This is a genomic window from Klebsiella grimontii, from assembly GCF_042137965.1.
GTDB lineage: Bacteria > Pseudomonadota > Gammaproteobacteria > Enterobacterales > Enterobacteriaceae > Klebsiella > Klebsiella grimontii.
In genome coordinates, this window is sequence record NZ_CP169721.1 from 1,822,040 (window position 1) to 1,847,929 (window position 25,890).

Sequence of the window (25,890 nt, forward strand, 5' to 3'; positions counted from 1 at the left end):
AGCGCGAGCCGGGGCTAACTACGCCAGCCGGCAGGCGTCGGCTTCCCAGCGGTATCCAACGCCGTACACCGCGCGGATAAACGACTGATCGGCGTCCAGCGACTCCAGCTTACGCCGCAGGTTCTTGATATGGCTGTCGATCGTTCGGTCGGTGACCACGCGGTAATCATCGTACAGATGATTCAGCAGCTGCTCGCGCGAGAAGACTTTACCCGGCTCCTGGGAGAGGGTTTTCAGCAGGCGGAACTCGGCGGGAGTGAGGTCCAGCAGCTTATCGCGCCAGGAGGCCTGGAAGCGCCCCTCGTCGACAATCAGCGGGCTTTGCGCATCCAGCGCCTGCAGATCGCGCTGCGGTTTGCAGCGGCGAAGAATGGTCTTCACGCGGGCCACCACCTCGCGCGGGCTGTAGGGCTTACAGATATAGTCATCGGCGCCGATCTCTAACCCCAGCAGGCGGTCGATCTCTTCGATTTTGGCGGTCACCATCACCACCGGAACCTCAGAAAAACGGCGGATTTCCCGGCACAGGGTGAGCCCGTCGGTGCCGGGCAGCATCAGATCCAGCAGGATCAGGTGCGGCGGCGTCTGGCGAACGTACGGCAGAACCCGATCGCCGTGATTAATCAGCGTCGGCGCATAGCCCGCCGCCTGAAGATAATCAATCAGCAGCTGACCCAGCTTGGGCTCATCTTCCACGATAAGAATGCGTGGCGTGTTTTCATCAACAGGTAATTCAGTCATACGTCTCTCGATAAATTACGTTCCAGAGGTAGCTCTACTTTAATGCTAACCCCGCCCAAAGGCGAATGGCCGACACGTAAAGTGCCGCCGTGGGCCGCGACGATGTTAAGGCAAATCGCCAGTCCTAAACCAGAGCCGCCGCTGGCACGATTGCGCGACCCCTCAGTACGGTAAAAACGCTCAACCAGCCGCTCCAGCTGTTCATCGGTGACGCCGGGGGCGCTATCGGCGAAATCGAGAATTAGCCTATCGCCGCTCTGGCTGGCGCTAATCTGCAGGCCGCCGCCGCTATCGGTATAGCGCAGGCTGTTTTCCAGCAGGTTATTAAAAAGCTGCATCAGGCGATCCCGGTCGCCGAAAACCGTCGCGCTTTCCGGCAGCGAAACGCCGATCGACAGTCCGCGGCTGGCGAAGCGTTCGCGAAACGCGCCGGCGGCGACCTCCAGCAGGTTGATGATATCCACCGCGCTTTTCTGATAGGAGAGGGCGCCTTCATCGGACATCGACAGCTGGTGCAAATCATCGACCAGTTTGGTCAGGGTGGCGACCTCCGCCTGCAGGGAGGCGATGGAATCCGGGGTGAATTTCCTGATCCCATCCTGAATCGCCTCCAGCTCGCCGCGCAGCACCGCCAGCGGCGTACGCAGCTCGTGGGAGATATCGGCCATCAGGTCCCGGCGCATCTGCTGGTTGCGCTCAAGGGTGCTGGCCAGCTGGTTAAAATCTTTGGCCAGACGCCCCAGCTCATCGCTGCTGGTGGCGGCGACGCGGGTGGAAAAATCCCCGGCCGCCAGACGGTGCGTCCCCTCAACCAGTCGTTTGACCGGCGCGAGCAGGCCGCGCGCCAGCGGGAAGGTGGCCAGCGCCGCCAGCAGCGTGGCGAGGGCGACAATCAGCCAACTGGTGCGCTTCTGCTGGCGGTCGAAGTTGATATCGGTATTGCGCGTCAGGCGTTCAACCGGCGAGGCGATGACCGCGCCAACCTCAACGCCGTCGACCATAATACTGCGCCGGGTCCCGTCCTGCGGCACGCGCTCGCGCGGGCCCACCAGCACGCGCCCTTTTTGATCGACCACCCAGAACATGGTGCGCCAGCCGTGGGGAGGCATATCGGGGCCGGGACCGCGATCGCCACGATCGCCGCGCGGACCGTCGAGCGGCCGGTCCGGCGCGGCATCCGGCGGCATCTCTTCGGGGCCGGGGCCACCGTGCGGCTCATCTCTCGGACCATGACCCATACCGCGGCCCGGCGGCGAGCGGTCGTCGTTGTCGCGTTCAAAGGTTTTCAGCAGCTGGAAAATAAAGCGGTCGTTGTTGCGCAGGAACGTCCAGCTGCCGTGCTGGGCATACTGCTCGCTCAGGGCATCGCCGAGCATCGTCAGCCGCTGTTCATTGCCGCGTTTGATATAGTCGATAAACCCGCGTTCAAAGCTGATGCGCACCGCCCAGTGCATGCTGATCAGCAGCACGATGCAGGTGGCGAGGATCGCGATAAACAGCTTGCCGGTAATGCCGGGACGCCAGAACTTCAAGACTCACTCCTTTTACGGCGACGAATCACGGTATTGACCGTGGTGTCGTCCGGTACGCGGGCAAAAATCAGCGCGGGCAGCGCGATAATCACCGCCATGCTTAAGTAGGTATAGAGAAAGACCTGGTGCGTGGTCGGCGCATCGGCGCTGATATGCTGCTGGCCGTAGAAACCCAGCAGCATGCCGGCGACGGTCACGCCGATACTCATCGACAGCTGCATGACCATCGACAGCAGGCTGTTGCCGCTGCTGGCCAGATCGTCGGGCAGGTCTTTCAGGGTCAGCGTATTCATAGAGGAAAAGCGGCTGGCGTTGATCATCCCCTGCATAAACAGCACCACCGGCAGCAGCCAGTACCAGCCCGCGAGGGCGACGGCCATGAACAGCAGGCTGACCAGCGCGAGGCCGATCGTCGAGGCCACCAGCACCCGACGGTAGCCGAAGCGGTTGACCACCTGGACTACGATGCGCTTCATCCCCATGCTGCCGAGCACCATCGGGATCATCATCAGACCGGCGTGGAACGGCGTAAAGCCGAGGCCAATCTGTAAAAACACCGGGGTCATAAACGGCAGCATACCGCTGCCGATGCGCCCGGCGAAGCTGCCGCCAAGGCCGAGCGAAAAGGTGCGGTTGTTGAATAGCTTAAGGCTAAACAGCGCGTTGCGGTTGCCGCGCGCGTGCCGCAAATAGTACAGAATGGACGCCACGCCGACCGCCACCAGCCCCGCCAGCCACAGGGGAGAGATCCCGAGCCCTTTGTTGCCGTCCAGCGCCAGGGTCAGCGTCGCCATCCCGGCGGCCAGCAAAACAAAGCCGAAGAGATCGAAGCGGCGGGTTTGCAGGGTGTAGTTGGGCATCAGGCACAGCGTGGCGATGGCGCCGACAATACCGACCGGAATGTTGATCAGAAAGATCCAGTGCCACGAGGCGTACTCCACCAGCATTCCGCCGAGAGCCGGGCCGAGCAGCGGGCCCACCTGGCCGGGTAGGGTGACGAAGGTCATCGCCGCCATATATTGGCTGCGCGGGACGATTTTCATCACCGTCAGGCGGCCCACGGGAACCATCATCGCGCCGCCGACGCCCTGCAGCACGCGGGCGAGTATTAACCCATCGAGGGTAGCGGCCTGGGCGCAGAACAGGGAGCCGGCGGTAAACAGCACGATGGCGCAGAAAAAGATATTGCGTACCCCAACGCGGTCCGCCAGCCAGCCGCTGGCGGGCAGCATCACCGCTACCGTCAGGACATAGGAGACGATAACCATATGCATATGCAGCGGGCTCTCCCCAAGGCTTTTCGCCATCGAGGGGAGAGCGGTGTTAACGATAGTGGTATCCAGCGCCTGCATAAAGAAGCCGAAGGCCACTATCCATAGCTGCCAGCGCACGCTGGAGGGGAGGTCTGTCATGTTATTCGCTTACCGGTTGATGGACTTTTCGCGAAAAACGCAGCCGCAGACGGTCGAAGAACAGATAGACCACCGGCGTGGTGTACAGGGTCAACAGCTGACTCATCACCAGACCGCCGACAATGGTAATCCCCAGCGGCTGGCGCAGCTCGGATCCATCGCCGCCGGAGAGCACCAGCGGCAGCGCGCCGAACAGCGCCGCCAGGGTGGTCATCATTATCGGCCGGAAACGCAGCAGACAGGCCTGGAAGATGGCCTCTTCCGGCGGCAGGTTGCCGTTGCGCTGCGCCTCAAGGGCGAAATCGACCATCATGATGGCGTTTTTCTTCACGATACCAATTAATAGCATAATCCCGATGAGCGCGATTAGGCTGAACGGGGCATCGAAAAGCTCCAGCGCCAGCAGCGCGCCGACGCCGGCGGACGGAATGGTCGACAGAATGGTCAGCGGATGAACGTAGCTCTCATAGAGGATCCCCAGCACGATATAGACCGTGGCGATGGCCGCCAGGATCAGGATCACCTGCGAGTTCATGGTCTCCTGGAACACCTGCGCGGTCCCGGCGAACGACCCGCGTACGCTGGACGGCACGCCAATCTGGGTCATCGCCCGGTTGATGGCGTCACTGGCTTCCGACAGCGACTTGCCGGTAGGCAGGTTAAAGGAGATGGTCGATGCCGCCGAGAGTCCCTGGTGATTCACCGACAGCGGCGCGTTGGCCGGCTGCCATTTCGCGAAATAAGCAAGCGGAATCGGCTTGTCTTCGCTGTTGATCACAAACATCTTATCGAGGGCGCTGACGTCCTGGGTGTAGACCGGGTCGACCTGCATCACCACTTTATACTGGTTCAGCGGCTGGTAGATGGTGGAGATCTGCCGCTGGCCGAAGGCGTTGTTCAGCAGATTGTTGGCGTCCTGCACGCTGATGCCGAGCCGCGACATGGTATCGCGATCGTAGATCAGGTCCATCTCCGCGCCGTTATTCTGACTGTCGGAGTTAACGTCCGCCAGCTCCGGCAGCGCCGCCAGCGTTTTGCGGATTTTCGGCTCCCATTCCCGCAGCGCCGCGAGGTCGTCTGACAGCAGGGTGTACTGATAGCTGGCGTTGGCCTGACGACCGCCGACGCGGATATCCTGTACCGCCATCAGGAACAGGTTGGCCCCCGGCTCCTTCGCCAGCTTTTTGCGCAGTCGATCGATAATCTGCTGCGCCGTCTCATGGCGCTCATCGCGCGGCTTCAGGGTGATAAACATCATCCCGCTGTTGACCCGCGAGCCGCCGGTAAAACCGGTGACGTTGTCTACCGCCGGATCTTCACGAATGATCTTCATAAAGTCCTCCAGCTTGCCGCGCATCGCCTGGAACGAGATGCTCTGGTCCGCCTGGATGCCGCCCATCAGCACCCCGGTGTCCTGCTCGGGGAAGAAGGTTTTGGGAATCGAGATATAGAGCCAGACGCTTAGCGCGATGGTGCCGAGCAGCACCAGGCCGGTTAAGCGGCTGTGCTTCAGCACCCACTTCAGCGACTTACCGTAGCCGCCCTGAATCGCCACCAGCAGGCGGCCAAACCCGCGCTTGCGCGTCGGCTGGTGGGGCTTGCCGCTTTTCAGCAGCCAGCCGCACATCATCGGCGTCAGGGTCAGAGAGACCGCCAGCGAGATGCCGATCGCCACCGACAGGGTGACGGCGAATTCGCGCAGCAGCCTTCCCGGCAGGCCGCCCATCAGCAGCAGCGGCAGGAACACCGCCACCAGCGACAGGCTCATCGACAGGACGGTAAAGCCGACTTCCCGGCTCCCCTGCAGCGCGGCCTGCAGCGGCTTCATGCCGGCTTCGAGATGGCGGGAGATATTCTCCAGCACCACGATGGCGTCATCGACCACGAAGCCGGTGGCGATGGTCAGCGCCATCAGCGACAGGTTGTTGAGGCTGAAACCGCACAGGTACATAGCGGCGAAGGTGCCGATCAGCGATACCGGAACGGCCACCGCCGGGATCAGCGTCGCGCGCCCTGAGCGCAGGAACAGGAAGACCACGAGGATCACCAGCGCCACCGAAATCACCAGCGTTTGCTCGACTTCCTCCAGCGAGGCGCGGATGGTCGGCGAACGGTCCTGGGCGATCTGCAGATCGACTGAGGCCGGGATGGTGCGCTGCAGCTCCGGCAGGCGGGCGCGAATGCTGTCCACCGTCTCAATGATATTGGCTTCCGGCAGCTTGCGGATCATCAGCAAAATCGCCGGTTTGGCGTTGGTCATCCCGGCGTTGCGCACGTCCTGCACCGAATCGGTGACGTTGGCGACGTCGCCGAGGCGCACCGCCGCGCCGTTATTGTAGTGCACGATCAGCGGCTGGTATTCGGCGGCGATCTTCAGCTCGTCGTTGGTCGCTACCTGCCAGCGGTGGGTCGCGTCTTCCAGCGCCCCCTGCGGTCTACGCACGTTGGCGTTGCTGATGGCGGTTCGCACCGCGTCCAGCGATACGCCCTGGTTAAACAGCGCCTGCGGGTTGAGGTCGACGCGCACCGCGGGCAGCGAACTGCCGCCGACGTCAACGTCGCCGACGCCGTTAATCTGGGCAAGGGTCTGCGCCAGCTGGGTAGAGGCGAAGTCGTACAGCTCACCCTGGGACCAGGTATCCGAGGTGAGGGTGAGGATCATGATCGGCGCGTCGGACGGGTTGGCTTTGCGGTAGGTCGGACGGCTCGGCATGCCGCTCGGCAGCAGGCTTTGCGCGGCGTTAATCGCCGCCTGCACGTCACGGGCCGCGCCGTTGATATCGCGGTCAAAGTTGAACTCGAGAATGATTCGCGTACTGCCGAGCGAGCTGGAGGAGGTCATCTCATTGACCCCGGCAATCCGCCCCAAAGAGCGCTCCAGCGGGGTCGCCACCGACGAGGCCATGGTCTCCGGCGACGCGCCGGGCAGCGAGGCGCTGATCATGATCACCGGGAAATCCACCTGCGGCAGCGGCGCCACCGGCAGCAGGCGGAAGCCGAGGATGCCGCACAGCGTAATGGCGAGCGAAAGCAGAATCGTCGCCACCGGACGATAAATGAAGAGGGCGAAAAACTTCACCTACGCCTCCTCCTCACGCCGCGGGAAGCGGCTCTTCATATACAGCGACAGGCGGTCGAACAGCAGATAGATAACCGGCGTAGTGAACAGCGTCAGCACCTGGCTGAGCATCAAGCCGCCGACCATACCAATCCCCAGCGGTCGCCGCAGCTCCGCGCCGACGCCGGTACTGAGCATCAGCGGCAGCGCGCCGAACAGGGCGGCGAGGGTGGTCATCAGGATCGGGCGAAAACGCAGCAGACAGGCCTGATAAATCGCCTCGCGCGGCGGCATACCCTGTTCGCGTTCGGCGGCCAGCGCGAAGTCGATCATCATGATGGCGTTTTTCTTGACGATGCCGATCAGCAAGATGATGCCGATAATGGCGATAACGTCCAGCTCGCTCCCGGCCAGCCATAGCGCCAGCAGCGCGCCGACGCCCGCCGTCGGCAGGGTGGAGAGAATGGTGATCGGGTGAATAAAGCTCTCATACAGCACGCCGAGGACGATATACATCGCCACCACCGCGGCGACCACCAGCCAGACGGTACTGCCGAGCGCCGACTGGAAGGCCAGCGAGCTGCCCTGGAACTGGGTGCGGATGTCGCTCGGGAAGTCCAGCGCCTGCTCGGCGCTAAGAATCGCCTCGACCGCATCGCCCAGCGAATAGTTGTCCGGCACGTTAAACGAAATGGTGGTGACCGGGAACTGATCGAGATGGTTAATCGACAGCGGAGCAAAGCGCTGCTCGACTTTGGCGATCGCGGTGAGCGGCACGATCCCGCCGTCGCTGCTGGTGAGGCGGATATTGTCCAGCGCCGCCAGCCCCGGCGTGGCCTGGGTATCATGCTCCAGCACCACGCGGTACTGGTTCGCCTGGGTATAGATGGTGGAAATCAGACGCTGACCAAAGGCGTTATACAGGGCGTTATCGACGTCCGCCATGCTGATGCCGAGGCGGCTGGCGCTGTCGCGATCAACGTTGATATACGCCGCCAGCCCCTTATCCTGCCAGTCGCTGCTGACGTCGGAGAGCTGCGGCAGCGCCTGCAGCCGGGCCAGCAGCTGCGGGACCCAGTTGCTCAGCGCGTCCAGCGAATTCGCCTGCAGGGTGAACTGGTACTGGGTCCGGCTGACGGTGGTGTCAATGGTCAGATCCTGGGTCGGCTGGAGATAGAGCTCGACGCCGGGGATGCCGCTCACCGCGTTTTGCAGACGGCCGATCACCGTCTGCACACGATCGTCGCGTTCATCCAGCGGCTTGAGGTTAATCTGCAGGCGGGCGCTGTTCAGCGCCGGGTTGGTGCCGTCGACGCCGACGAAAGAGGTCAGGCTTTCCACCGCCGGATCTTTGAGTATCGCCGCCGACACCTGCTGCTGGCGCTCGGCCATATTGGCGAACGACGCCGACTGCGGCGCCTGTAGCGTGCCCTGGATAATACCGTTGTCCTGAATCGGGAAGAAGCCTTTCGGAATAAACACCCACAGCATAATCGACAGCGCCAGGGTGCTGAGGGCTACGCTCAGGGTCAGCCACGGATGATTCAGCACCCGGCTCAGCCAGCGGCCGTAGACGGCAATCACCCGCTCAAAAAAGCGTTCGCTGGCGCGCGAGAAGCGGTTCTGCTTGCGCAGCGATTCATGGCTGAGCATGCGGGCGCACATCATCGGCGTCAGGGTCAGCGACACCACCGCGGAGATCAGGATCGCCACCGCCAGGGTAATGGCGAACTCGCGGAACAGACGACCCACGATATCGCCCATAAACAGCAGCGGGATCAGCACCGCAATCAGCGAGAAGGTCAACGAGATAATGGTAAAGCCAATCTCTCCGGCCCCTTTCAGGGCGGCGGCCAGCGGCTTTTCGCCTTTCTCGATATAGCGCGAGATGTTTTCGATCACCACGATGGCGTCATCGACCACAAAGCCGGTGGCGATGGTCAGGGCCATCAGCGTCAGGTTGTTAATCGAGAAATCGAGAAACACCATTACCGCAAAGGTGCCGACCAGCGATAGCGGCACGGCGATGCCGGGAATAATTGTCGCCGGGACGTTGCGCAGAAAGACGTAAATAATCATCACCACCAGGGCGATAGCCAGCATCAGCTCGAACTGGGTGTCGCTAACCGACGCCCGGATGTTGGTAGTGCGGTCGGAAAGCACCTGTACTTTGACTGATTTCGGCAGGCTTTCGGTCAGCTGCGGCAGCATCTGGCGGATGCTGTCGGCGGTCGAGATAATATTCGCCCCCGGCTGGCGCTGGACGTTCATGACGATCGCCCGCTGATTGTTGGCCCATGCTCCGAGCCAGCTGTTTTCCGCGCCCTGTTCCACGGTAGCGACGTCGCCGAGGCGAATCGGCGCGCCGTTCTGCCAGGCGATAATCAGCCGGCGGTAATCCTCCGCCGACTGCATCTGATCGTTGGCGGAGAGGGTAACCGCCCGCGACGGGCCGTCGAGGCTACCCTTCGCCGAATTGACGTTAGCGCTGGTAATCGCGGTGCGTACCGTTTCGCTGGTCAAGCCGAGGGCGGCGATGGCCTGGGCGTTGAGCTTGACGCGTACCGCCGGGCGCTGCCCGCCCGCCAGAGTCACCAGTCCGACGCCGGAAACCTGGGAGATTTTTTGCGCCACGCGGGTCTCGACCATATCTTCGACCTGGGTCATCGGCACGGCGGAAGAGGTGACCGCGAGGGTCATAATTGGCGGATCGGCAGGGTTCACTTTGCTGTAGACCGGCGGGTTAGGCAGGTCCGAGGGCAGCAGGTTGGTGGCGGCGTTGATGGCCGCCTGAACTTCCTGCTCAGCGACGTCCAGCGGCAGCGTGAGCTGGAACTGGAGCGTGACCACCGACGCGCCGCCGGAGCTCTGGGAGGACATCTGCTTAAGGCCGGACATCTGGCCAAACTGCCGCTCCAGCGGGGCGGTCACCGACGAGGTCATCACGTCCGGGCTGGCGCCGGGATAGAGCGTTACCACCTGAATCGTCGGGTAGTCCACTTCCGGCAGCGCCGAAACCGGTAGGAAACGATAGCCGATAATCCCGGCCAGCATAATGGCCACCATGAACAGCGTGGTGGCGACCGGGCGCATGATAAACAGACGGGATGGGCCGCCCGTACTGCTCGGCGGTAGCACTTGCATCAGGAGCGCGCTCCTTTTTTACCGTATTCGCGGCTGGTGGCTTTCGCCGGTTCGGCGGCGCTAGCCGCATTCTGGGCTTCCACCACTTCAACCTTCGCGCCTTCGGTCAGACGGTCGATACCGTCGGTCACTACGCGATCGCCGGCGGAAAGCCCGGCGTTAATCACCACTTTCAGGCTGTCCTGAATACCCGGCGTGACGGTGTGCTTGCTGACTTTGTTCTCATCGTTCAGAACCCAGACAAAATGGCCTTCGTTACCCATTTGCAGCGCGGCGGTTGGGATCACCACCGCGTTCTGCTCGGTATCGACCAGCATCCGGGCGTTAACGAACTGATTCGGGAACAGGGCATCGTCCAGGTTAGTAAAGCGCGCTTTCAGCTTGATGGTGCCGGTGGTGGCGTCAATCTGATTATCGAGGCTCAGCAGTGAGCCTTCGCTGATTTTCTGTTTATTGGTGCGGTCCCAGGCTTCGACGACCAGCTTTTTCCCCGCCTTTTGCGCCTGTACCACCGTGGCGATTTGGTTTTCCGGCAGCGTAAACACGACGTCGATCGGGTGCGTTTGCGTCAGCACCACGATCCCGGTGGTATCACCGCTGGAGATTTGGTTGCCGATATCCACCTGCTTTAAGCCGACCCGGCCGTCGATCGGCGCGGTGATGCGGCTCCAGTTCAGCTGCAGCTGGGCGCTGGCGACGGCGGCTTCGTCCGCTTTGATCGTGCCCTGGGTTTCGCTGACCAGCGACTGCTGGGTATCCAGCTCCTGACGGGAAACCAGATTGGTTTTCACCAGCTGCTGGTAGCGCGCCAGATCGCGGCGGGCGTTGGCCAGGGTTGCCCGATCTTTCGCCAGCTGGCCTTCGGCCTGGGCGAGGGCGACCTTAAACTGGCTGGGGTCGATTTCCGCGAGCAGATCGCCCGCTTTGACCTGCTGGCCTTCGGTAAAGTGGATGGCCAGCAGCTGACCGTCGACGCGGCTGCGAACGGTGACGGTATTCGCCGCCGTTACCGTACCGAGGCCGGAAAGATAGCGGGGCACCGCTTCGCTGGCGGCGGTTGCCGCCTGCACCGGCGCGAGGGCGGCGCCAAAACGGCCAGCACGCCCGCCGCCGGGCCCCGGACCTGCCGCCGTTGCCGACGGCGCGTTTGCCGCTTCGCGACCCTGCCAAAACCAGTACGCGGCACCCGCGATGATTGCCACCACCAGCACGGCTGCCCAACGGCTTTTATTGCTACCTTTCATTAATTTGCTATCTCATCCTGAAACGTTTCACGGAATGATACTAGTTTAGCCAGCGAACGCTGCTTAAAAATGGAGGAATTATGAAAAGACTGTCCAGATATGTCTGTAAAAAAGGCTTTTCGCTGAGCCGTTTACGGTGAATATTTACGCGCAATTTACGCTTAGTCATTTTCGACTACCGGCCTGGCGAACAGGGCTGCTTATTACCCTCATTCGGCGCTTTCAGGGGGCCAACAGCGGAATACGTCGAACCTGAACTGATATACAGCGTGAATAAGCGGCCCGGGGAAGTGATTCAGCCTGATTGGCGGCGGCATCTGATTAATAATCAAATTCACTCACCGTTTTGCCTTAAACAATGCGACCAATACCAGAGGGTTCTTTATGCATTTTACCCAGGCTATCGCCCGCCTACCGGCCGCCACCTGCGGCGCGGGACAAACTACCGCCCAGCTGGGCGCGCCGGATATCGCCGCCACCACCCGCCAGTTTCTCGCCTATGTGGAAACCCTGCTGCAGCTTGGCCTGAAGGTCACGGTGCTGCCCCCGGCGGCGGATTATCCTGATGCGCACTTTGTTGAAGATACCGCCGTGGTCATGCCGGAACTGGCGGTGATTACCCATCCGGGCGCGCCGAGCCGTCAGGGCGAAGTTGATACCATTGCGCCGGTGCTGGCGGGGTTTCGTCCGCTGGCGCGGATGAGCGAGCGCGGGCATATGGACGGCGGCGACGTGCTGTTAGTGGATAAGCAGTTTTTTATCGGCCTGACGGCGCGCACCGATGAGCAGGGGATCCGCGAGTTTGCCGCCGCCGTTGAGCCGCACGGCTATCAGGTCGCGGCGATCGAAGTCAGCGCCGGTCTGCATCTGAAATCAATCGTCAACTACGTGGGCCGCAATACGCTGCTGCTGACGGAAGGCTACGTTAACCATCCGGCATTTAGCGGTTTCAACAGCATCGTGATCCCGGAGGAGGAGGCCTACGCCGGAAATACGCTGTGGATCAACGATACCTTAATTACGCCGCAGGGCTATCCCCATACCCTCGGCGAAATCAGCAAGCTGGGAATGCCTATCGTGCAGCTCGACACCAGCGAATTTAAGAAAATGGATGGCGGCCTGACCTGCCTCTCACTGCGTTTTTAATCATCGCGCCAACACCGGGGAATCAAAATGAAAATACGCCTTGCCGCATTACTGGCCTGTATGGCGCTGAGCGCGCCGCTGGCCGCCCAGCAGTTTGACACCATCAGCTTTGGCGTCGATGGCGGCTATCCGCCTTTTGACGTGCTGGCGCCCAGCGGCGAAATCACCGGCTTTGATATTGATATCGCCAACGCGCTGTGCACCCAGCTAAAAGCCAAATGCGTTTTCGTGAAGCAGCCGTTTGAGAGCATGATCGCCGCGCTTAACGCGCATAAGTTCGATGCTATTATCGCCTCGCTCAATATTACCGATGAACGTAAAAAGGAAGTGGATTTCACCGACCGCTACTACCGCAGCGCGGCGCAGCTGGTGGCGCGCAAAGGCAGCCCGCTGCTGCCGGATGCCGCCAGCCTGAAAGGCAAAACCGTCGGCGTCCAGACCGGCTCTACCCATGAAGCGTTTGCGAAGGCCAACTGGGCCAATCATGGCGTGAAGATTGTCGGTTACGCTAACCAGGATAACGTCTACCTCGACCTGCTCTCCGGGCGCATCGACGCCGCGTTGCAGGATAATATCCAGGCGGCGACCGGCTTTATTGATACCCCACGCGGGCAGAAATTCGCCTTTGCCGGCCCGGTTATCCAGGACGGCGGCATCTCCTCCGACGTCGGGATTGCGGTCAATAAAGACAATCCGGCGCTGCGCGATGCGCTGAACGGGGCCATTAAGGCAATCCGCGCCGACGGGACCTATGACGCCATTCAGAAAAAATACTTTAGCTTTGATATTTATGGCAAATAAGTCGTAAAGGTGCGGGCGTGGGCGCTGGCCTGCGCCCCTTTACGACCTCCGCGGAAGGCTGAATATGGTCGCAGACTATTTACCCCTGTTGTTACGCGGCGCGGCGCTTTCGCTGTGCGTGATGCTCTCTTCATTACTGGTCGCTCTGCTGCTGGGGCTGATTAACTCGCTGATTAAGCTCTTCGGCCCGCCGTGGCTGCGCCTGTTTTCCACCGCCTACACTACGCTGGTACGCGGGATCCCGGAGTTGGTGATTATGCTGCTGCTGTTTTTCGGCGGCGAGATGCTGGTTAACCTGCTGCTGGGTCTGGTGGGGCTGGGGCCGGTGCGCTTCAATACTTTTATCTCCGGCGTGCTGGCGATTGGCTTTGTTTTCGGCGCCTATTACACCGAGACTTTTCGCGGCGCGTTTCTGACCGTCGATAGCGGGCAAACCGAAGCCGCGCAGGCCTACGGGATGCGACCCTGGACGGTATTCCGCCGGGTGATGCTGCCGCAGATGCTGAGCTTCGCGATCCCGGGCATCAACAACAACTGGCTGGGGCTGATGAAAGCGTCAGCGCTGGTGTCGATCCTCGGCCTTGAGGATATGGTCTGGCTGGCCGAACAGGCTGGGCGCGCCACGCAAAAGCCGTTCCTCTTCTATTTTCTGGTCTCGCTGATTTACATGGTGATTACCGCGCTCTCCAGCTGGCTGTTCAGCCGCCTGGCGAAGCGTTACGCGCTGCGCTCTTCCACGGCGGGGGCGGCCTTATGAATCTGCAAACCTTTATCGATGCGATTCCGAGCTTTTTGTGGAGCGACGGCAACGGCGCCGCCAGCGGACTGGCGGTCACGGCGGAGCTGTTTTTACTCTCCATCGTTCCCGGAATGGCGCTGGCGATAGCGATGGCGGTGGGGCAGGTGTACGGTCCGCGCGGGCTGGCGCTGCCCATTCGCGCGTTTACATATTTTTTTCGCAGCACGCCGCTCTATCTCCAGCTGATGCTGATTTACTACGGCCTGTCGCAGTTCGATATTGTACAAACGGGCTGGATGAACGACCAGCCGTTCTGGCTGCTGTTTCGCGATGCGACCTTCTGCGCCACCCTGGCGTTGGTTCTCAACACTGCCGCGTACGTTGCGGAGCTGCTGGCGGGGATGATGGTGACTTTCCCGCGCCAGGAGTGGATCGCCGGAGAAGCCTACGGGATGGGGAAATGGCAAATTATTCGCCGTCTGGTTCTGCCCGCGACCCTGAGGCGCGGGATCCCGGCGCTGAATAATGAAATGGTCTTTTTGCTGCACGCCACGTCGCTGGCCAGCACCGTGACCCTGCTGGATATTACCGGCGTGGCCCGCGCGTTCTACGCCATGACCTATTCGCCGTTTATTCCGTTTCTGATGGCCGCGGCGCTGTATCTGCTCTGCACCTTTTTGCTGATTTTCACCTTCGCGCGCGCCGAGCGGCGCTGGCTGGCGTTTATCCGTCGCGGCTAGTCAAGAGCGCTTAATGGCCTGCAGTTCGGTGAGGGTGACGATTTTATCGACGTGAAACTTTTTACTGGTCAGCCAGCTATCCGCCAGCTGGCAGTAGTGCGCCATGCTGCGGCAGCCGATACGCACCAGAAAGTCGAAGCTGCCGCTGACCAGCCAGCAGTCCAGCACTTCGGGCGTCTGGCGCATCTCCTGTTCAAACACCGGCTGCGATCGCCCGTGGTCGGCCAGCGCGATTTGCGCCTGCACCACAAACGCGTGCTCCGGCTCGGGCAGTTCTACAATGGCGCTGTAGCCGCGAATAATGCCGTCGCGCTCGAGGCTGCGCACCCGTTCCAGGCACGGACGGGCGGTAAGGTTTACCTGCTCCGAGAGCTTTTGATAAGAAATGCGGCCATCCCGGCGCAGGATTTCAAGGATCTTGTGATCGATACGGTCAAGCCGGATTTTCTTTTCCACAACCAGGACGTCCAATGAAAATTAAACACTATACATTACCTGAACATGCACTCGGTGGGCAGCGGCAATTAAGCCATTTTCATTTCGGCGCGCCCGGCACAGGAGAGAAGGTCTATCTGCAGGCGGGGCTGCACGCCGATGAAATTCCGGGCATGCTGGTTCTGCATTATCTTAAAAGATTACTCAGTCAGGCGGAACGGCGCGGCGAGCTGCGCGGCGAAATCATTCTCGTGCCGGTGGCCAACCCGCCGGGGCTGGCCCAGGTGCTGCTCAGCGGCGGCGTAGGTCGTTTCGATCTGGCAAGCGGGCGTAATTTTAACCGCGACTTCCCCGATCTGGCTGCCCTGGCGCAGCCCTATCTGCGTGCGCCATCGCCCGGCTCGCGCCGCGAGTACCTGCAGCAGGTGCGCGCGGCGATGCGGGAGGCGCTGGCGGCGCTGCCCGTGGTCAGCGAAGTTCAGGCCCTGCGCCATCATCTGCTGGGCCTCGCCTGCGATGCCGATTTGGTACTCGATCTGCACTGCGATGACCAGGCGATTTTGCATCTCTACGCCGACCCGGCCTGGCAACGCGAGGCGAAAGTTCTGGCGGCTTTCCTCGGTATTGGCGCCGTGCTGCTGTCGCAGGAGAGCGGCGGTCATTCGTTTGATGAGGCCTGCGGCCTGCCGTGGCAGCGCCTGGCGGCGCGTGATTCATCGCGCTCGCAGCAGCAGCCCGGCTGTATGGCGGTGACCGTCGAACTGCGCGGCCAGCAGGAGGTGGATCACGCCACCGCCTGCGACGATGCCGAACGTCTTTATCGCTATCTGCAGTACCGCGGCGTACTGGCCGGCGCGAAGCCTGAGATTCCGCAGCAGGAAACGGTAATGCTGCCGTTTGCCGCCGGGGAGATTGTTACCGCCCCGGCGACCGGCATCCTGGTGCTGTTAAAACACCCCGGCGAGTGGGTCAGCGCCGACGATGTGGTCGCGGAAATCATCGATCCGCTGACCGATATGGTCAAAGCGGTGCGCCCGACATCGGGCGGGCTGATTTATGCCAGCCGTCGGGCGCCGTTTGTCACCCTGGGGGCCGAAGTGATGAAAATCGCCGGCGAGCGGCCGTTCAGCGGCGGAGGCGGGCTGGCGCTGTAAGCGGCTTTTCGTTTATCGCGCGGCTTAAAAAGTCGTTTACCGTCTTCATGCACAGCTCCCGCTCTTCGACGTGCGGCATATGGCTTGAGGCTTCGAAAATGACCCACCGCGCGTCGGGGATGTGGTCCATAAAGGGTTGTACCACCTCCGGGGTGGCTTCATCGTAGCGCCCGGAAATCAGCAGGACCGGAACGTCAATGCGCGCGAGGCGGTCGATAATCGTCCACGCTTTCATGCTGCCGATGACGTGGAATTCGGTGGGGCCATTCATGGCGTGATAAACCGTCGGGTCGGCATCCATGGCGTCGAAGGTGCGCCGCACTTCCGCCGGCCAGGGATCGAGGCGACAGACGTGGCGTTGATAAAATACCTGGCTTGCCGCCTTATATTCCGCGCTGTCCAGCGTTCCCGCCGCCTCATGGGCCAGCAGCGTCTGCTGGACGTCGGCGGGCAACTGCGCCCGCAGCCTGGCCGCTCCCTGTAGCCACAGCGCCATCGACGCCGGGGAGTTGGCGATAATCAGCGCCTTTAGCCCCTTTGGCCGCGTCACGGCGTGCTCCGCGCCGAGCATACCTCCCCACGATTGGCCGAGCAGGGCGTAATGATCGGCAATATTGAGATGCTGCAGCAGGTTGGCCAGTTCGTCGAGGAACAGCGCCGGTTGCCAGAAATCGGCGGGCTGCTGCGGGAGATGGGTTGAGCGTCCGTTGCCTAACTGATCGTAGTGGATCACCGCCCGCCCGCTGAGGGCGATATCGCGGAACGCATCAACATAATCATGCGTACACCCCGGCCCGCCGTGGGCGATGACCAGCGGCGTGAGCCCGCTATCGATATCGCCGCAAACGCGAAACCAGGTTTGATAGCGCCGAAACGGGGCGTAACCTTCGCTGATGGTATACATGAATCATCTTTACCCTGCTAAGTGGACCGGCTTTCAGGGTAAAGGGTGGCAACCGCGGCTGAACACTAGCAAAAATGCTAGTTCTTAGCTGTCGAGCAGGCGGTAGTGCAGGGCGCGGACTACCGCCTGTACGCGGTTGCTGGCGCCGAGCTTTTTGGCCGCGGTATTAAGATGCAGCGTCACCGTCGCCACCGAGCGGTGCAGCTTGCGGGCGATCTCTTTAGCGGTAAGTCCTTCGGCGGACCACGCCAGGCATTCGCGCTCGCGGTTGCTTAGCTTCACATGGCGGCAGGTAAGCAGGGTGCTGTCAAACAGCGGAAACGCCGACTCCTGAAACTGGTGGGCGAGCAGCATCAGCTGCGCCAGGGTGGCGCTGATTTCCCGTTCCTGACGCTGGCCGGTATGGATGCCGGTGAGAGTGACGAAACTGCCGTTGGGGAGATGCAGGGGAACCGTCGCCCCGCAGGGCATATTATGTTCGCGCATATAGTCGGTGACCGCGGTGGCGTGATTGTTCAACCTCCCGCGCAGCATGCTGTTGTCCGGTCGTTGATAGGACCAGACAAAAGGCGCGCAGCTTTCGAGCGCGCAGTGCTGCACCGGATCAAGCTGGTAATATCCGCGCTCGCACCATAGCTGGCGCATATCTTCCGGCACATTGCACGTTTTCAGCAGCGAAGGCGTAATCAGCTCCCCTTCCAGAGAACGCGGGACCGGCGTGTAGTCGTAAATGACCGCGTCAAATCCTAACTTCCGGGTGGCCTGAAAAAGTCCGCTGAATGCCTCATCCAGGCTAGCCGCCCGCGCGCTGCCGGGGCGTTCAAATTCCAGTCGCATATAACCCCCTTCATCTAAAACGAGACCTGCGACGGGCACGATTTGTGCAAATCCGTCAATAGTTAGCGCAAAAGGCATGCAATTCCGGTGCCGCACCGGCGCCGCGCAAAACTAGTATTTTTGCTAACTGTTCAGCCTCCGGCGTTGCCGTTAGCGTTAACGCAACGCCAGAACCGGGCCATCGACGATGAGGAGTACACCATGTGGAGCGAAATAGCGCCCGATCAGTACCATAACATTGCGGTGGAGGGATATAACGTCGTGGCCTATCAGTTTGGCGACGGCGAGGAGACCGTTCTCTGCCTCAACGGCGGGCCGGGGCTGCCCTGCGATTATCTGCGCGAAGCCCACTCCTGCCTGAAGCAGCACGGTTATCGGGTGATCGCTTTTGACCAGCTGGGTACCGGCAAGTCCGACCGGCCGGATGATGCCAGCCTGTGGACGATGGCGCGCTACGTGCGTGAAGTGGAGACCGTGCGCCAGGCGCTGGGGCTCGGTCAGGTGCATCTGCTTGGTCACTCGTGGGGCGGATGGCTGGCGATTGAAGTGGCGTTGCACCATCCTGGCGCAATTCGCTCGCTGATTCTGGAAAACACCGTCGCCGATATGCCGCATCTGGTGCAGGAGCTGAACCGTCTGCGCGGGGCGCTGGGGCCAGAAACCGTCGCGATGATGCAGCGCTACGAAGCGCTCGGCTGGTTGGATCATCCGGCCTATCAGGCGGCGATTACTCTGCTGAATTATCGCCATGTGTGCCGTCTCGACGTCTGGCCGGAGCCGGTTACCCGCTCGCTCGGCGACTGGAATATGGGGCCGTATACCACCATGCAGGGGCCGAACGAATTCCTCTATACCGGCAATTTAAAAAACTGGAACCGCAGCGCTGAGCTGGCGTCAATCCGCGCGCCCTGTCTGATCACCAGCGGCCAGCACGATGAGCTGACGCCCGCCTGCGCCCTGAAAATGAAGCAGGGCCTGGCGAACGCCGAAATAGCCATTTTTGCCAACAGCAGCCATATGCCATTTTACGAAGAGCCGCAGGCTTACTACCCGGTGCTGCTCGATTTTCTGGCGCGCCAGCGCGACGCGGGAGGCTGTTGATGCACCGTTACCGCTTTCTGCTTCTTCGCCCGCTACAGCTGCTGCCGGTTCTGCTGGGTATCAGCCTGATCACCTTCATGATGGTGCGCGCCATCCCCGGCGATCCGGCGCGTATTCTGCTCGGGGTGCGCAGCACGCCGGCGGCGCTGGCCCGCATCCGCGCGCAGTTTGGCCTCGACGAACCGCTGTGGGTTCAGTACGGCTATTTTCTGCGCAATCTGCTGCAGGGCGAGCTGGGTAAGTCAATTGTTTACCGGGTCGATACCCTGAAGCTGATTGCTTCGCGTCTGGAACCGACGCTGTGGCTGGTGCTCGGCAGCGTTCTGCTGGCGATAGCGTTGACGGTACCGCTGGCGGCGATGGCCGCACGCCAGCGCGGGCGCCTCGCCGATCGGCTGATTCGTCTGTTTACGACCGCCGGGCTCGGGTTTCCGGCGTTCTGGCTCGGCATCATGTTGATTCTGCTGTTCAGTATCGCGCTCGGCTGGTTTCCGGTCTCCGGCTACGGCAGCGATTTTGTAGACCAGCTGCACCATATGGTTCTGCCGTGCCTGACCGTGGCGCTGGCGCTGTCGGCGGTATTGATTCGCAACCTGCGCGCCAGCCTGCTGATGGAGATGAATAGCGACTATGTGGTGGCGGCCCGGGCGCGGGGACAGCAGGAAAGACGTATCTTCTGGCGGCACGTGCTGCCGAATTCTCTGGTACCGACCATCAATCTGCTGGCGGTGAATATTGGCTGGCTCATCGGCAGTACGGTGGTTATCGAAAGCGTGTTTGCCATCCCCGGCCTCGGACAGCTGTTGGTTAAGGCGATTTTTAGCCGCGACTACATGGTGGTGCAGGGCGTGGTGATGGTCTTTGCCCTTGCTACCGTAGCGGTCAGCCTGCTGGCGGATATTCTGACCGTGGCCCTCGACCCGAGGATAAAACTATGAAGGCGATAGCGACGTTTTCCCGTCTGCGTCAGCGGGCTATCCCGCGTCAGCAGGCGCTCTGTGCCGGGCTGGCGATCGTCGGACTATGGCTGCTGGTCGCCTGTCTGGCGCCGTGGATCGCGCCGTTCGATCCGATTGCCCAGGACGCCTCTTCCAGCCTGCTGCCGCCGGGCGGCGCGCATCTCTTCGGTACCGACAACTTTGGCCGCGACGTTTTTTCCCGCGTGCTGTGGGGCGCGCGGGTCGATCTCCAAATCTGCCTGCTGGGGGTGCTGTTCCCCTTTATGCTCGGTACCGCGCTGGGGGCGCTTGCCGGCTATTCTGGCGGCGTGGTCGATGCGCTGGTGATGCGGGTTATTGATATCGTGCTGGCCTTTCCGTTTCTGGTGCTGATGCTGGCAATCATCGCCATTCTCGGGCCGGGACTGAGCAGCTTTTACATCGCCATGGCGATGGTGGGCTGGGTCTCCTACGCCCGTCTGGTACGCGCTCAGGTACTGACGCTGAAACAGCGCGATTTTATTCTGGCGGCCCGCAGTCTGGGCTACGGCCATCCGCGGATTTTGTTCCGTCATCTGCTGCCGAACGCGCTAACCGGAGCGATCGTTTTTTCGATGTCCGACTGCGTACTGGTGCTGCTGAACGGAGCCGCGGTGAGCTATCTCGGGCTCGGCGTGCAGCCGCCAACCGCCGAATGGGGCGTTATGGTGGCCGAAGGGCAGAGCTTTATCACTACCGCGTGGTGGATAACCACCTTTCCAGGGCTCGCCATCGTGCTGCTGGCGATGGGCTTTAGCCTGCTGGCCGATGGGCTCGGCGACAAGTTAGGAGGACGGGGATGAGTTTGCTGAAGGTGAATCGCCTGACGGTCACGGGCGGCGAGGATATCGCGCTGGTCGATAACGTCTCATTCACGCTTGAAGCCGGGGAGATGCTGGGGCTGGTTGGCGAAAGCGGGTCGGGAAAAACCGTGACCTGCCGGGCGCTGATGCGCCTGTTGCCGGGGGACGGGCTGCGGATTAGCGGCGGTGAGGTTGTGCTCGACGGCCGGGATATCTTACCCCTCAGCGAAGGGCAAATGTCGGCGGTGCGCGGGCGGGAAATCGGTATGATTTTCCAGAACCCGACCAGCCATCTCAATCCGGTGATGACCATTGGGGAGCAGATCGCGGAAAGCCGGCGCCTCCATTTTGCGGCAAACCGCCGTCAGGCGCGGGAAGATGCGCTGGCCCTGCTGCGCCAGGTCGGCATCCCGGACCCGCAGAATCGGCTCAATAGCTATCCGCACGAATTTTCCGGCGGTATGCGCCAGCGGGCGATGATCGCCGTCGCCCTCGCGCCGGAACCGCGGCTGCTGATTGCCGACGAACCGACGACCGCGCTGGACGTCACCGTGCAGATGCAGATTTTGCGCCTGCTCAGCGACCTGCGTGCCGAGCTGGGGCTGGCGGTCATTATGATCACCCACGATCTCGGGGTGGTGGCGCAAACCTGCGACCGGATCGCGGTGATGTACGGCGGCAGGCTCTGCGAGGTGGGCGACAAACGCGAAGTGCTCGCCGGGCCGCTGCACCCCTATACCCGCGGGCTTATTGATTGTCAGCCGGCCAGCGAAGGCGGACGGGGGAGGCTGACAATCATCGACGGCCAGCCGCCGAGCGCCGACCACTTTCCATCAGGCTGTCGCTTTCATCCGCGCTGCCGCCGCGCCGATGAGGCGTGCCTGCAGCAGCCGCCGCTGCATTACGGGCAGGATCGCCATAGCCACGCGGTGGCTTGTCATCACCGCTTACCCACGCTGACCCGACAGGAGGGATAATGGCTAACGCTCAATGGCCGCTGCTTGAGGCCGATAATCTTTGCGTCACCTTCCCGGTGTCGGGCGGTCTTTGGCAGCCGAAGCGGGTCGTGCACGCGGTGAACCAGGTCACGATGCAGATCTTTCCCGGCGAAACGCTCGGTCTGGTCGGCGAATCCGGAAGCGGCAAGAGCACGCTTGGCCGAGCGTTGTTACAGCTTGAACGGGTAGCCGATGGCGAGGTGCGGTTCGAGGGGCAACGTATTACCCATGGCTTAACCAGCGATATCGCCCGTCTGCGCCAGCAAAGCGCGATGATTTTCCAGGATCCCTTTGCCTCGTTGAACCCGCGGCAGAGCGTGGGAGAGAGCATCGCCGAGGTGCTGCGCGTGCATCAAAAAGTGCCCCGCGGGCAGGAGGCGCTGCGGGTAGCAGAACTGCTCACCCTGGTGGGCCTGCGCCCGCAGCAGGCCAGCGCGAAACCGGCCCAGCTTAGCGGCGGCCAGTGCCAGCGCGTCGGTATTGCCAGAGCGCTGGCCATGGAGCCGCGGCTGATCGTGGCCGATGAGTGCGTCGCGGCGCTGGACGTCTCTATTCAGGGACAGATCGTCAACCTGCTGATGGATCTGCGGGAGAAGATGGGGCTGGCGATTCTGTTTATCGCTCACGATCTGGCGATTGTGCGGCGGCTCTGCGATCGGGTGGCGGTAATGTACCTTGGGCGGATTGTGGAAGAGGGGCCGGCAGAGGCGGTCTTCACCCGTCCGCTGCATCCCTATACCGCCGCGCTGGTCTCGGCGATCCCGGAAATCGACCCGGATAAACCCCTACCGAAAAATTTGCTGGGGGGCGAGCCGCCCAGTCCCGTTGCCGTTCCACAAGGCTGTGCATTTCATCCGCGCTGCCCTTATGCGCAGGTGCAGTGCCGCACCGGCGCACCACCACCAACCCGGCAGATTGCCGATCGCGCTTATGCCTGCGTGCTCAACCTCGCGGGCGATGAGACCGTTTTTCCTTTAACAGGGGGATCTTTTGATGAAGCACAGGCAAGTTAAATTACTGGCGGCGAGCGTTTTTCTGGCGCTTAGCGTGGTGAGCGAAATGGCCCAGGCGGCGGGGGTATTGACCATTGGCCGCCGGGAGGACAGCACCACGTTTGACCCGATAAAATCGGCGCAAAACGCGGATAACTGGGTCTTTTCCAACGTCTTTGACCCGCTGGTGCGGGTGGATAAGAGCGGGACGAAGCTGGAGCCGGGCGTGGCTGAGAGCTGGACGATTTCTCCGGATGGCAAGGTCTACACTTTTAAAATTCGCGACACGACCTTCTCTGACGGCACACCGCTAACCGCCAGCGATGCGGCGTTTAGCTTGATGCGTATCCGCGATGATGAAGGCTCGCTGTGGCGCGACTCCTATAGCATTATTGCCAAAGCGGAAGCCCCGGACCCGCGCACGCTGGTAGTGACGCTGAAATCGCCGTCAGCGCCGTTCTTGTCGCAGTTGGCCCTGCCGAACGCCTCGGTGATTTCGCAGAAGGCGATGAAAGCGGAAGGCGAAGAGGCGTTTGCCGAAAAACCCGTGGGCTCCGGCGCGTTTAGCGTGAAAGAGTGGCTGCGCGGGGAAAAGATCGTGCTGGTGAAGAACCCGCACTTCTGGCAGGCGAAAAACGTCAGCCTCGATGGCGTGGAGTGGTTAACCATTCCGGACGATAATACCCGCATGCTGAAGGTGCAGGCCGGCGAGCTCGACGCCGCGCTGACCGTGCCTTTCTCACGCATTGCATCGTTACAAAAGGATGCCAATCTGAAGGTGGAACTGGACCCCTCCACGCGCGAGGACCATCTGCTGATCAACCATTCTCACGGCGCGCTGGGCAAGGTGGAGGTGCGCCAGGCGCTGGACTTCGCGATTGATAAAGACGCAATCGTGAAGACCGTGACCTTTGGCTACGGCCAGGTGGCCAACTCCTATATTCCCGCCGGGGCGCTTTACCACTACCAGGATAATCTTCGCCGGCCGTACGATCCGCAGAAGGCCAAAGCGATGCTAAAAGCGGCGGGCGCTGCCGATCTGAAGCTGAACTACGTGGTCAACGCCGGGGATGAAGTCGATGAGCAGATTGCCATTTTGCTGCAACAGCAGCTGGCGAAAGCCGGGGTGACGGTGAATTTGCAAAAAGTCGACCCGAGCCAGAGCTGGGATATGCTGGTGGCCGGAGAGTACGATATTTCGGTGATGTACTGGACCAACGATATTCTTGACCCCGATCAGAAAACCACTTTCGTGCTGGGTCACGATGCCAATATGAACTATATGACCCGCTATCATAACGAGCAGGTAAAAGCGCTGGTGGCTGCCGCGCGCGTCGAAATGGATGGTAAAAAGCGCGAGCAGATGTATATCGACCTGCAAAAAATGGCCAAGGCCGATGTGAACTGGGTCGATCTGTATTACAGCCCGTACCGCAACGTCAGCCGCAAAAATATCGACGGTTTTTATCAGAATCCGCTGGGACGTTTCTTCCTGGAGGATACCGTAAAACGCTAATGCCTCTTTGCGCCGGTTGTCCTCTGACGCCGGCGCCTTTTTCATCTTTCCGGCGGCGCGACGCGGTTTGATGCATATCAACGAGCACATTAACTTTTACTATAAAAACTAAAAAAGAGTTGTAACCCCGCCTGCTTTTATTCAATTTATGTGGTGAATGTTTAATGTATTCCAATAAATAAAGCATATATACATTAAAAAACAACACGTTAAATAAATCAGGGGTTAATTTTTGTGGCAAGTGCAAACAAACTCACGCTGTTCATCGTCATCTTCATGCTGCTGGGGATCCTCTCCGGCGCGGCCATCCACGCTTACGCCGGGCAAACGACCATTACCGCATGGTCGGAAAACATTACGCTGCTAACCGATGTGTTCCTGCGCCTGATTAAAATGGTGATAGCGCCATTAGTCTTCAGTACCCTGACGGTCGGCATTATGCGCCTTGGCGAAACGGCGACTATTGGCCGGGTCGGCGGTAAAGCCATGGTGTGGTTTATTACCTCGTCAATTCTCTCCATTCTGGTCGGGCTGGTGATTGTCACCCTTGAGCATCCCGGCGCCGGTCTGAACCTGGCGATCCCGAAAGAATCCGTGGATACCGGGCTGGCGGTGAGCGGGATGAGCCTGAAAGGCTTTCTGACCCATACCATCCCGACCAGCATTACCGAAGCGATGGCCAGCAACGAGATTCTGCAAATCGTGGTGTTCTCGATGTTCTTCGGTATTGCCGGGGCGTCGCTGGGGGAGAAATTCAATGCTCCGCTGGTGGCGGCGCTCAACGTGGTTTCCCACATTATGCTGAAGGTGACCGGGTACGTGATGTACGTCGCGCCGCTGGCGATTTTCGCCGCTATCTCTTCGGTTATCGCCTCGCAGGGGTTGGGGATCCTGCTTAACTACGCCTCGTTTATCGGCGGATACTATGTCGCGATCCTGCTGACCAGCGCGGTGCTGCTGGCGGTGGGGTATATGGTGCTCAAAAAAGAGGTTTTTCGCCTGCTGAATATGCTGAAAGACCCGGTGCTGGTGGCGTTCACCACCAGCAGTTCCGAAGCGGCCTATCCGAAGACCCTGGAGCGCCTGGTGGAATTTGGCTGTTCGCGAAATATCGCGTCGTTTGTGCTGCCCATCGGCTACTCCTTTAACCTGGTCGGCTCAATGGTGTACTGCTCTTTTGCCGCCATGTTCATCGCTCAGGCCTATAATGTTCAACTGAGCTTTAGCGAAATTACCGTGATGATGCTGACGCTGATGCTGGCCTCGAAAGGGATTGCCGGGGTACCGCGTTCGGCGCTGGTGGTGCTGGCCGCGACCATCCCGAGCTTCAATATTCCGGTGGCGGGTATTTTGCTGCTGATGGGCATTGACCATTTCCTCGATATGGGGCGCTCAGCGATTAACGTGCTGGGTAACGGGATTGCGACGGCGATGCTGTCAAAAAATGAAGGTCAACTGCAGGAAGAGGCCCCGGAGGCTGAAGCCGCGCCTCAGCAGGCCGAAGCCTGATCGTCGCGCGCCCTCTCTGACGGGGGCGCGTTCCGCAGAGAAAAAGAGGCCCCTAACAGGCACGCAAGGGGCAATGTGACGAAGTAACAGATTCCTCGATAAAGACG

The 25,890-nt window shown here is 61.0% G+C and carries 21 protein-coding genes; 12 read left to right on the plus strand and 9 right to left on the minus strand.

The genetic code is table 11. The features are described from left to right. Positions 1-18: 18 nt before the first annotated feature. Genes baeR through ACE3MN_RS08695 form a run of 6 tightly spaced genes read right to left on the minus strand, consistent with a single transcriptional unit; the run spans position 19 to position 11,131 of the window. Complete coding sequence (gene baeR, locus ACE3MN_RS08670; protein ID WP_004138660.1) at positions 19-741, minus strand: two-component system response regulator BaeR; 723 nt, start codon at positions 739-741, stop codon at positions 19-21. Continuing rightward, entirely contained in the window at positions 738-2,273 is a 1,536-nt protein-coding gene (baeS, locus tag ACE3MN_RS08675; protein ID WP_024359163.1) for a two-component system sensor histidine kinase BaeS, read from the minus strand. Before baeS ends, baeR begins: the two co-directional genes overlap by 4 nt. Continuing rightward, on the minus strand, positions 2,270-3,685 hold the full coding sequence (locus tag ACE3MN_RS08680) for an MFS transporter (protein ID WP_049133826.1): 1,416 nt from the start codon (positions 3,683-3,685) through the stop codon (positions 2,270-2,272). Before ACE3MN_RS08680 ends, baeS begins: the two co-directional genes overlap by 4 nt. A gap of 1 nt (position 3,686) precedes the next feature. Then, positions 3,687-6,764, minus strand: a complete 3,078-nt coding sequence (mdtC, locus tag ACE3MN_RS08685; RefSeq protein ID WP_224246683.1) for a multidrug efflux RND transporter permease subunit MdtC — start codon at positions 6,762-6,764, stop codon at positions 3,687-3,689. Then, positions 6,765-9,887, minus strand: coding sequence for an MdtB/MuxB family multidrug efflux RND transporter permease subunit (locus tag ACE3MN_RS08690; RefSeq protein WP_098362826.1), 3,123 nt, complete (start codon positions 9,885-9,887; stop codon positions 6,765-6,767). It lies immediately after the preceding gene. After that, positions 9,887-11,131, minus strand: coding sequence for an MdtA/MuxA family multidrug efflux RND transporter periplasmic adaptor subunit (locus ACE3MN_RS08695; RefSeq protein WP_004138669.1), 1,245 nt, complete (start codon positions 11,129-11,131; stop codon positions 9,887-9,889). The genes ACE3MN_RS08690 and ACE3MN_RS08695 overlap by 1 nt, the downstream gene beginning before the upstream one ends. Positions 11,132-11,515: 384 nt before the next feature. Between ACE3MN_RS08695 and ACE3MN_RS08700 the strand changes: the two genes are divergently transcribed. The 4 genes from ACE3MN_RS08700 (at position 11,516) to ACE3MN_RS08715 (ending at position 14,557) form a co-directional block, all read left to right on the plus strand. Further along, positions 11,516-12,277 (plus strand): dimethylarginine dimethylaminohydrolase family protein, encoded by a 762-nt coding sequence (locus ACE3MN_RS08700; RefSeq protein WP_004138671.1) that lies wholly within the window; start codon positions 11,516-11,518, stop codon positions 12,275-12,277. Between the two features lie 27 nt (positions 12,278-12,304). Then, a complete protein-coding gene (locus ACE3MN_RS08705) occupies positions 12,305-13,078 on the plus strand; it encodes an ABC transporter substrate-binding protein (protein ID WP_004122619.1) in 774 nt (257 codons plus the stop codon). 64 nt (positions 13,079-13,142) lie between these two features. Continuing rightward, positions 13,143-13,835 (plus strand): ABC transporter permease, encoded by a 693-nt coding sequence (locus ACE3MN_RS08710; RefSeq protein WP_024359158.1) that lies wholly within the window; start codon positions 13,143-13,145, stop codon positions 13,833-13,835. Continuing rightward, positions 13,832-14,557, plus strand: coding sequence for an ABC transporter permease (locus ACE3MN_RS08715; protein WP_004138673.1), 726 nt, complete (start codon positions 13,832-13,834; stop codon positions 14,555-14,557). The genes ACE3MN_RS08710 and ACE3MN_RS08715 overlap by 4 nt, the downstream gene beginning before the upstream one ends. Here the strand turns inward: ACE3MN_RS08715 and ACE3MN_RS08720 are convergent, their stop codons facing one another. Continuing rightward, positions 14,558-15,013 (minus strand): Lrp/AsnC family transcriptional regulator, encoded by a 456-nt coding sequence (locus ACE3MN_RS08720; protein ID WP_004122605.1) that lies wholly within the window; start codon positions 15,011-15,013, stop codon positions 14,558-14,560. A gap of 14 nt (positions 15,014-15,027) precedes the next feature. Here ACE3MN_RS08720 and ACE3MN_RS08725 point away from each other — a divergent pair, with 14 nt between their 5' ends. Continuing rightward, positions 15,028-16,146: a succinylglutamate desuccinylase/aspartoacylase family protein gene (locus ACE3MN_RS08725; RefSeq protein ID WP_114499303.1), complete on the plus strand. Its 1,119-nt coding sequence runs from the start codon at positions 15,028-15,030 to the stop codon at positions 16,144-16,146. On the opposite strand, the gene ACE3MN_RS08730 is transcribed toward ACE3MN_RS08725, so the two are convergent. Together ACE3MN_RS08730 and ACE3MN_RS08735 are read right to left on the minus strand one after the other, a co-directional pair. Continuing rightward, positions 16,118-17,050 (minus strand): proline iminopeptidase-family hydrolase, encoded by a 933-nt coding sequence (locus ACE3MN_RS08730; protein WP_049086784.1) that lies wholly within the window; start codon positions 17,048-17,050, stop codon positions 16,118-16,120. The two genes, ACE3MN_RS08725 and ACE3MN_RS08730, sit on opposite strands and share 29 nt — an antisense overlap. Positions 17,051-17,134: 84 nt before the next feature. Next, the gene (locus tag ACE3MN_RS08735; protein WP_024359155.1) at positions 17,135-17,887 is read right to left on the minus strand and encodes a helix-turn-helix transcriptional regulator; all 753 of its coding nucleotides are present in this window, start codon (positions 17,885-17,887) and stop codon (positions 17,135-17,137) included. A gap of 201 nt (positions 17,888-18,088) precedes the next feature. Between ACE3MN_RS08735 and ACE3MN_RS08740 the strand changes: the two genes are divergently transcribed. The 7 genes from ACE3MN_RS08740 (at position 18,089) to ACE3MN_RS08770 (ending at position 25,783) form a co-directional block, all read left to right on the plus strand. After that, positions 18,089-18,988, plus strand: a complete 900-nt coding sequence (locus tag ACE3MN_RS08740) for a proline iminopeptidase-family hydrolase (RefSeq protein WP_004138678.1) — start codon at positions 18,089-18,091, stop codon at positions 18,986-18,988. Continuing rightward, on the plus strand, positions 18,988-19,926 hold the full coding sequence (locus tag ACE3MN_RS08745; protein WP_064362988.1) for an ABC transporter permease: 939 nt from the start codon (positions 18,988-18,990) through the stop codon (positions 19,924-19,926). The genes ACE3MN_RS08740 and ACE3MN_RS08745 overlap by 1 nt, the downstream gene beginning before the upstream one ends. Further along, positions 19,923-20,768, plus strand: a complete 846-nt coding sequence (locus ACE3MN_RS08750) for an ABC transporter permease (protein ID WP_101868269.1) — start codon at positions 19,923-19,925, stop codon at positions 20,766-20,768. The genes ACE3MN_RS08745 and ACE3MN_RS08750 overlap by 4 nt, the downstream gene beginning before the upstream one ends. Continuing rightward, positions 20,765-21,745 carry an ABC transporter ATP-binding protein gene (locus ACE3MN_RS08755; protein WP_049089139.1) on the plus strand — a complete coding sequence of 327 codons (981 nt, stop codon included), beginning with the start codon at positions 20,765-20,767 and terminating at the stop codon, positions 21,743-21,745. Before ACE3MN_RS08750 ends, ACE3MN_RS08755 begins: the two co-directional genes overlap by 4 nt. Continuing rightward, positions 21,745-22,779, plus strand: a complete 1,035-nt coding sequence (locus ACE3MN_RS08760; RefSeq protein ID WP_375364345.1) for an ABC transporter ATP-binding protein — start codon at positions 21,745-21,747, stop codon at positions 22,777-22,779. Before ACE3MN_RS08755 ends, ACE3MN_RS08760 begins: the two co-directional genes overlap by 1 nt. Then, positions 22,760-24,274, plus strand: coding sequence for an ABC transporter substrate-binding protein (locus ACE3MN_RS08765; protein ID WP_024359149.1), 1,515 nt, complete (start codon positions 22,760-22,762; stop codon positions 24,272-24,274). Before ACE3MN_RS08760 ends, ACE3MN_RS08765 begins: the two co-directional genes overlap by 20 nt. 276 nt (positions 24,275-24,550) lie before the next feature. Then, positions 24,551-25,783, plus strand: a complete 1,233-nt coding sequence (locus ACE3MN_RS08770) for a dicarboxylate/amino acid:cation symporter (RefSeq protein WP_221343810.1) — start codon at positions 24,551-24,553, stop codon at positions 25,781-25,783. Positions 25,784-25,890: the final 107 nt, after the last annotated feature.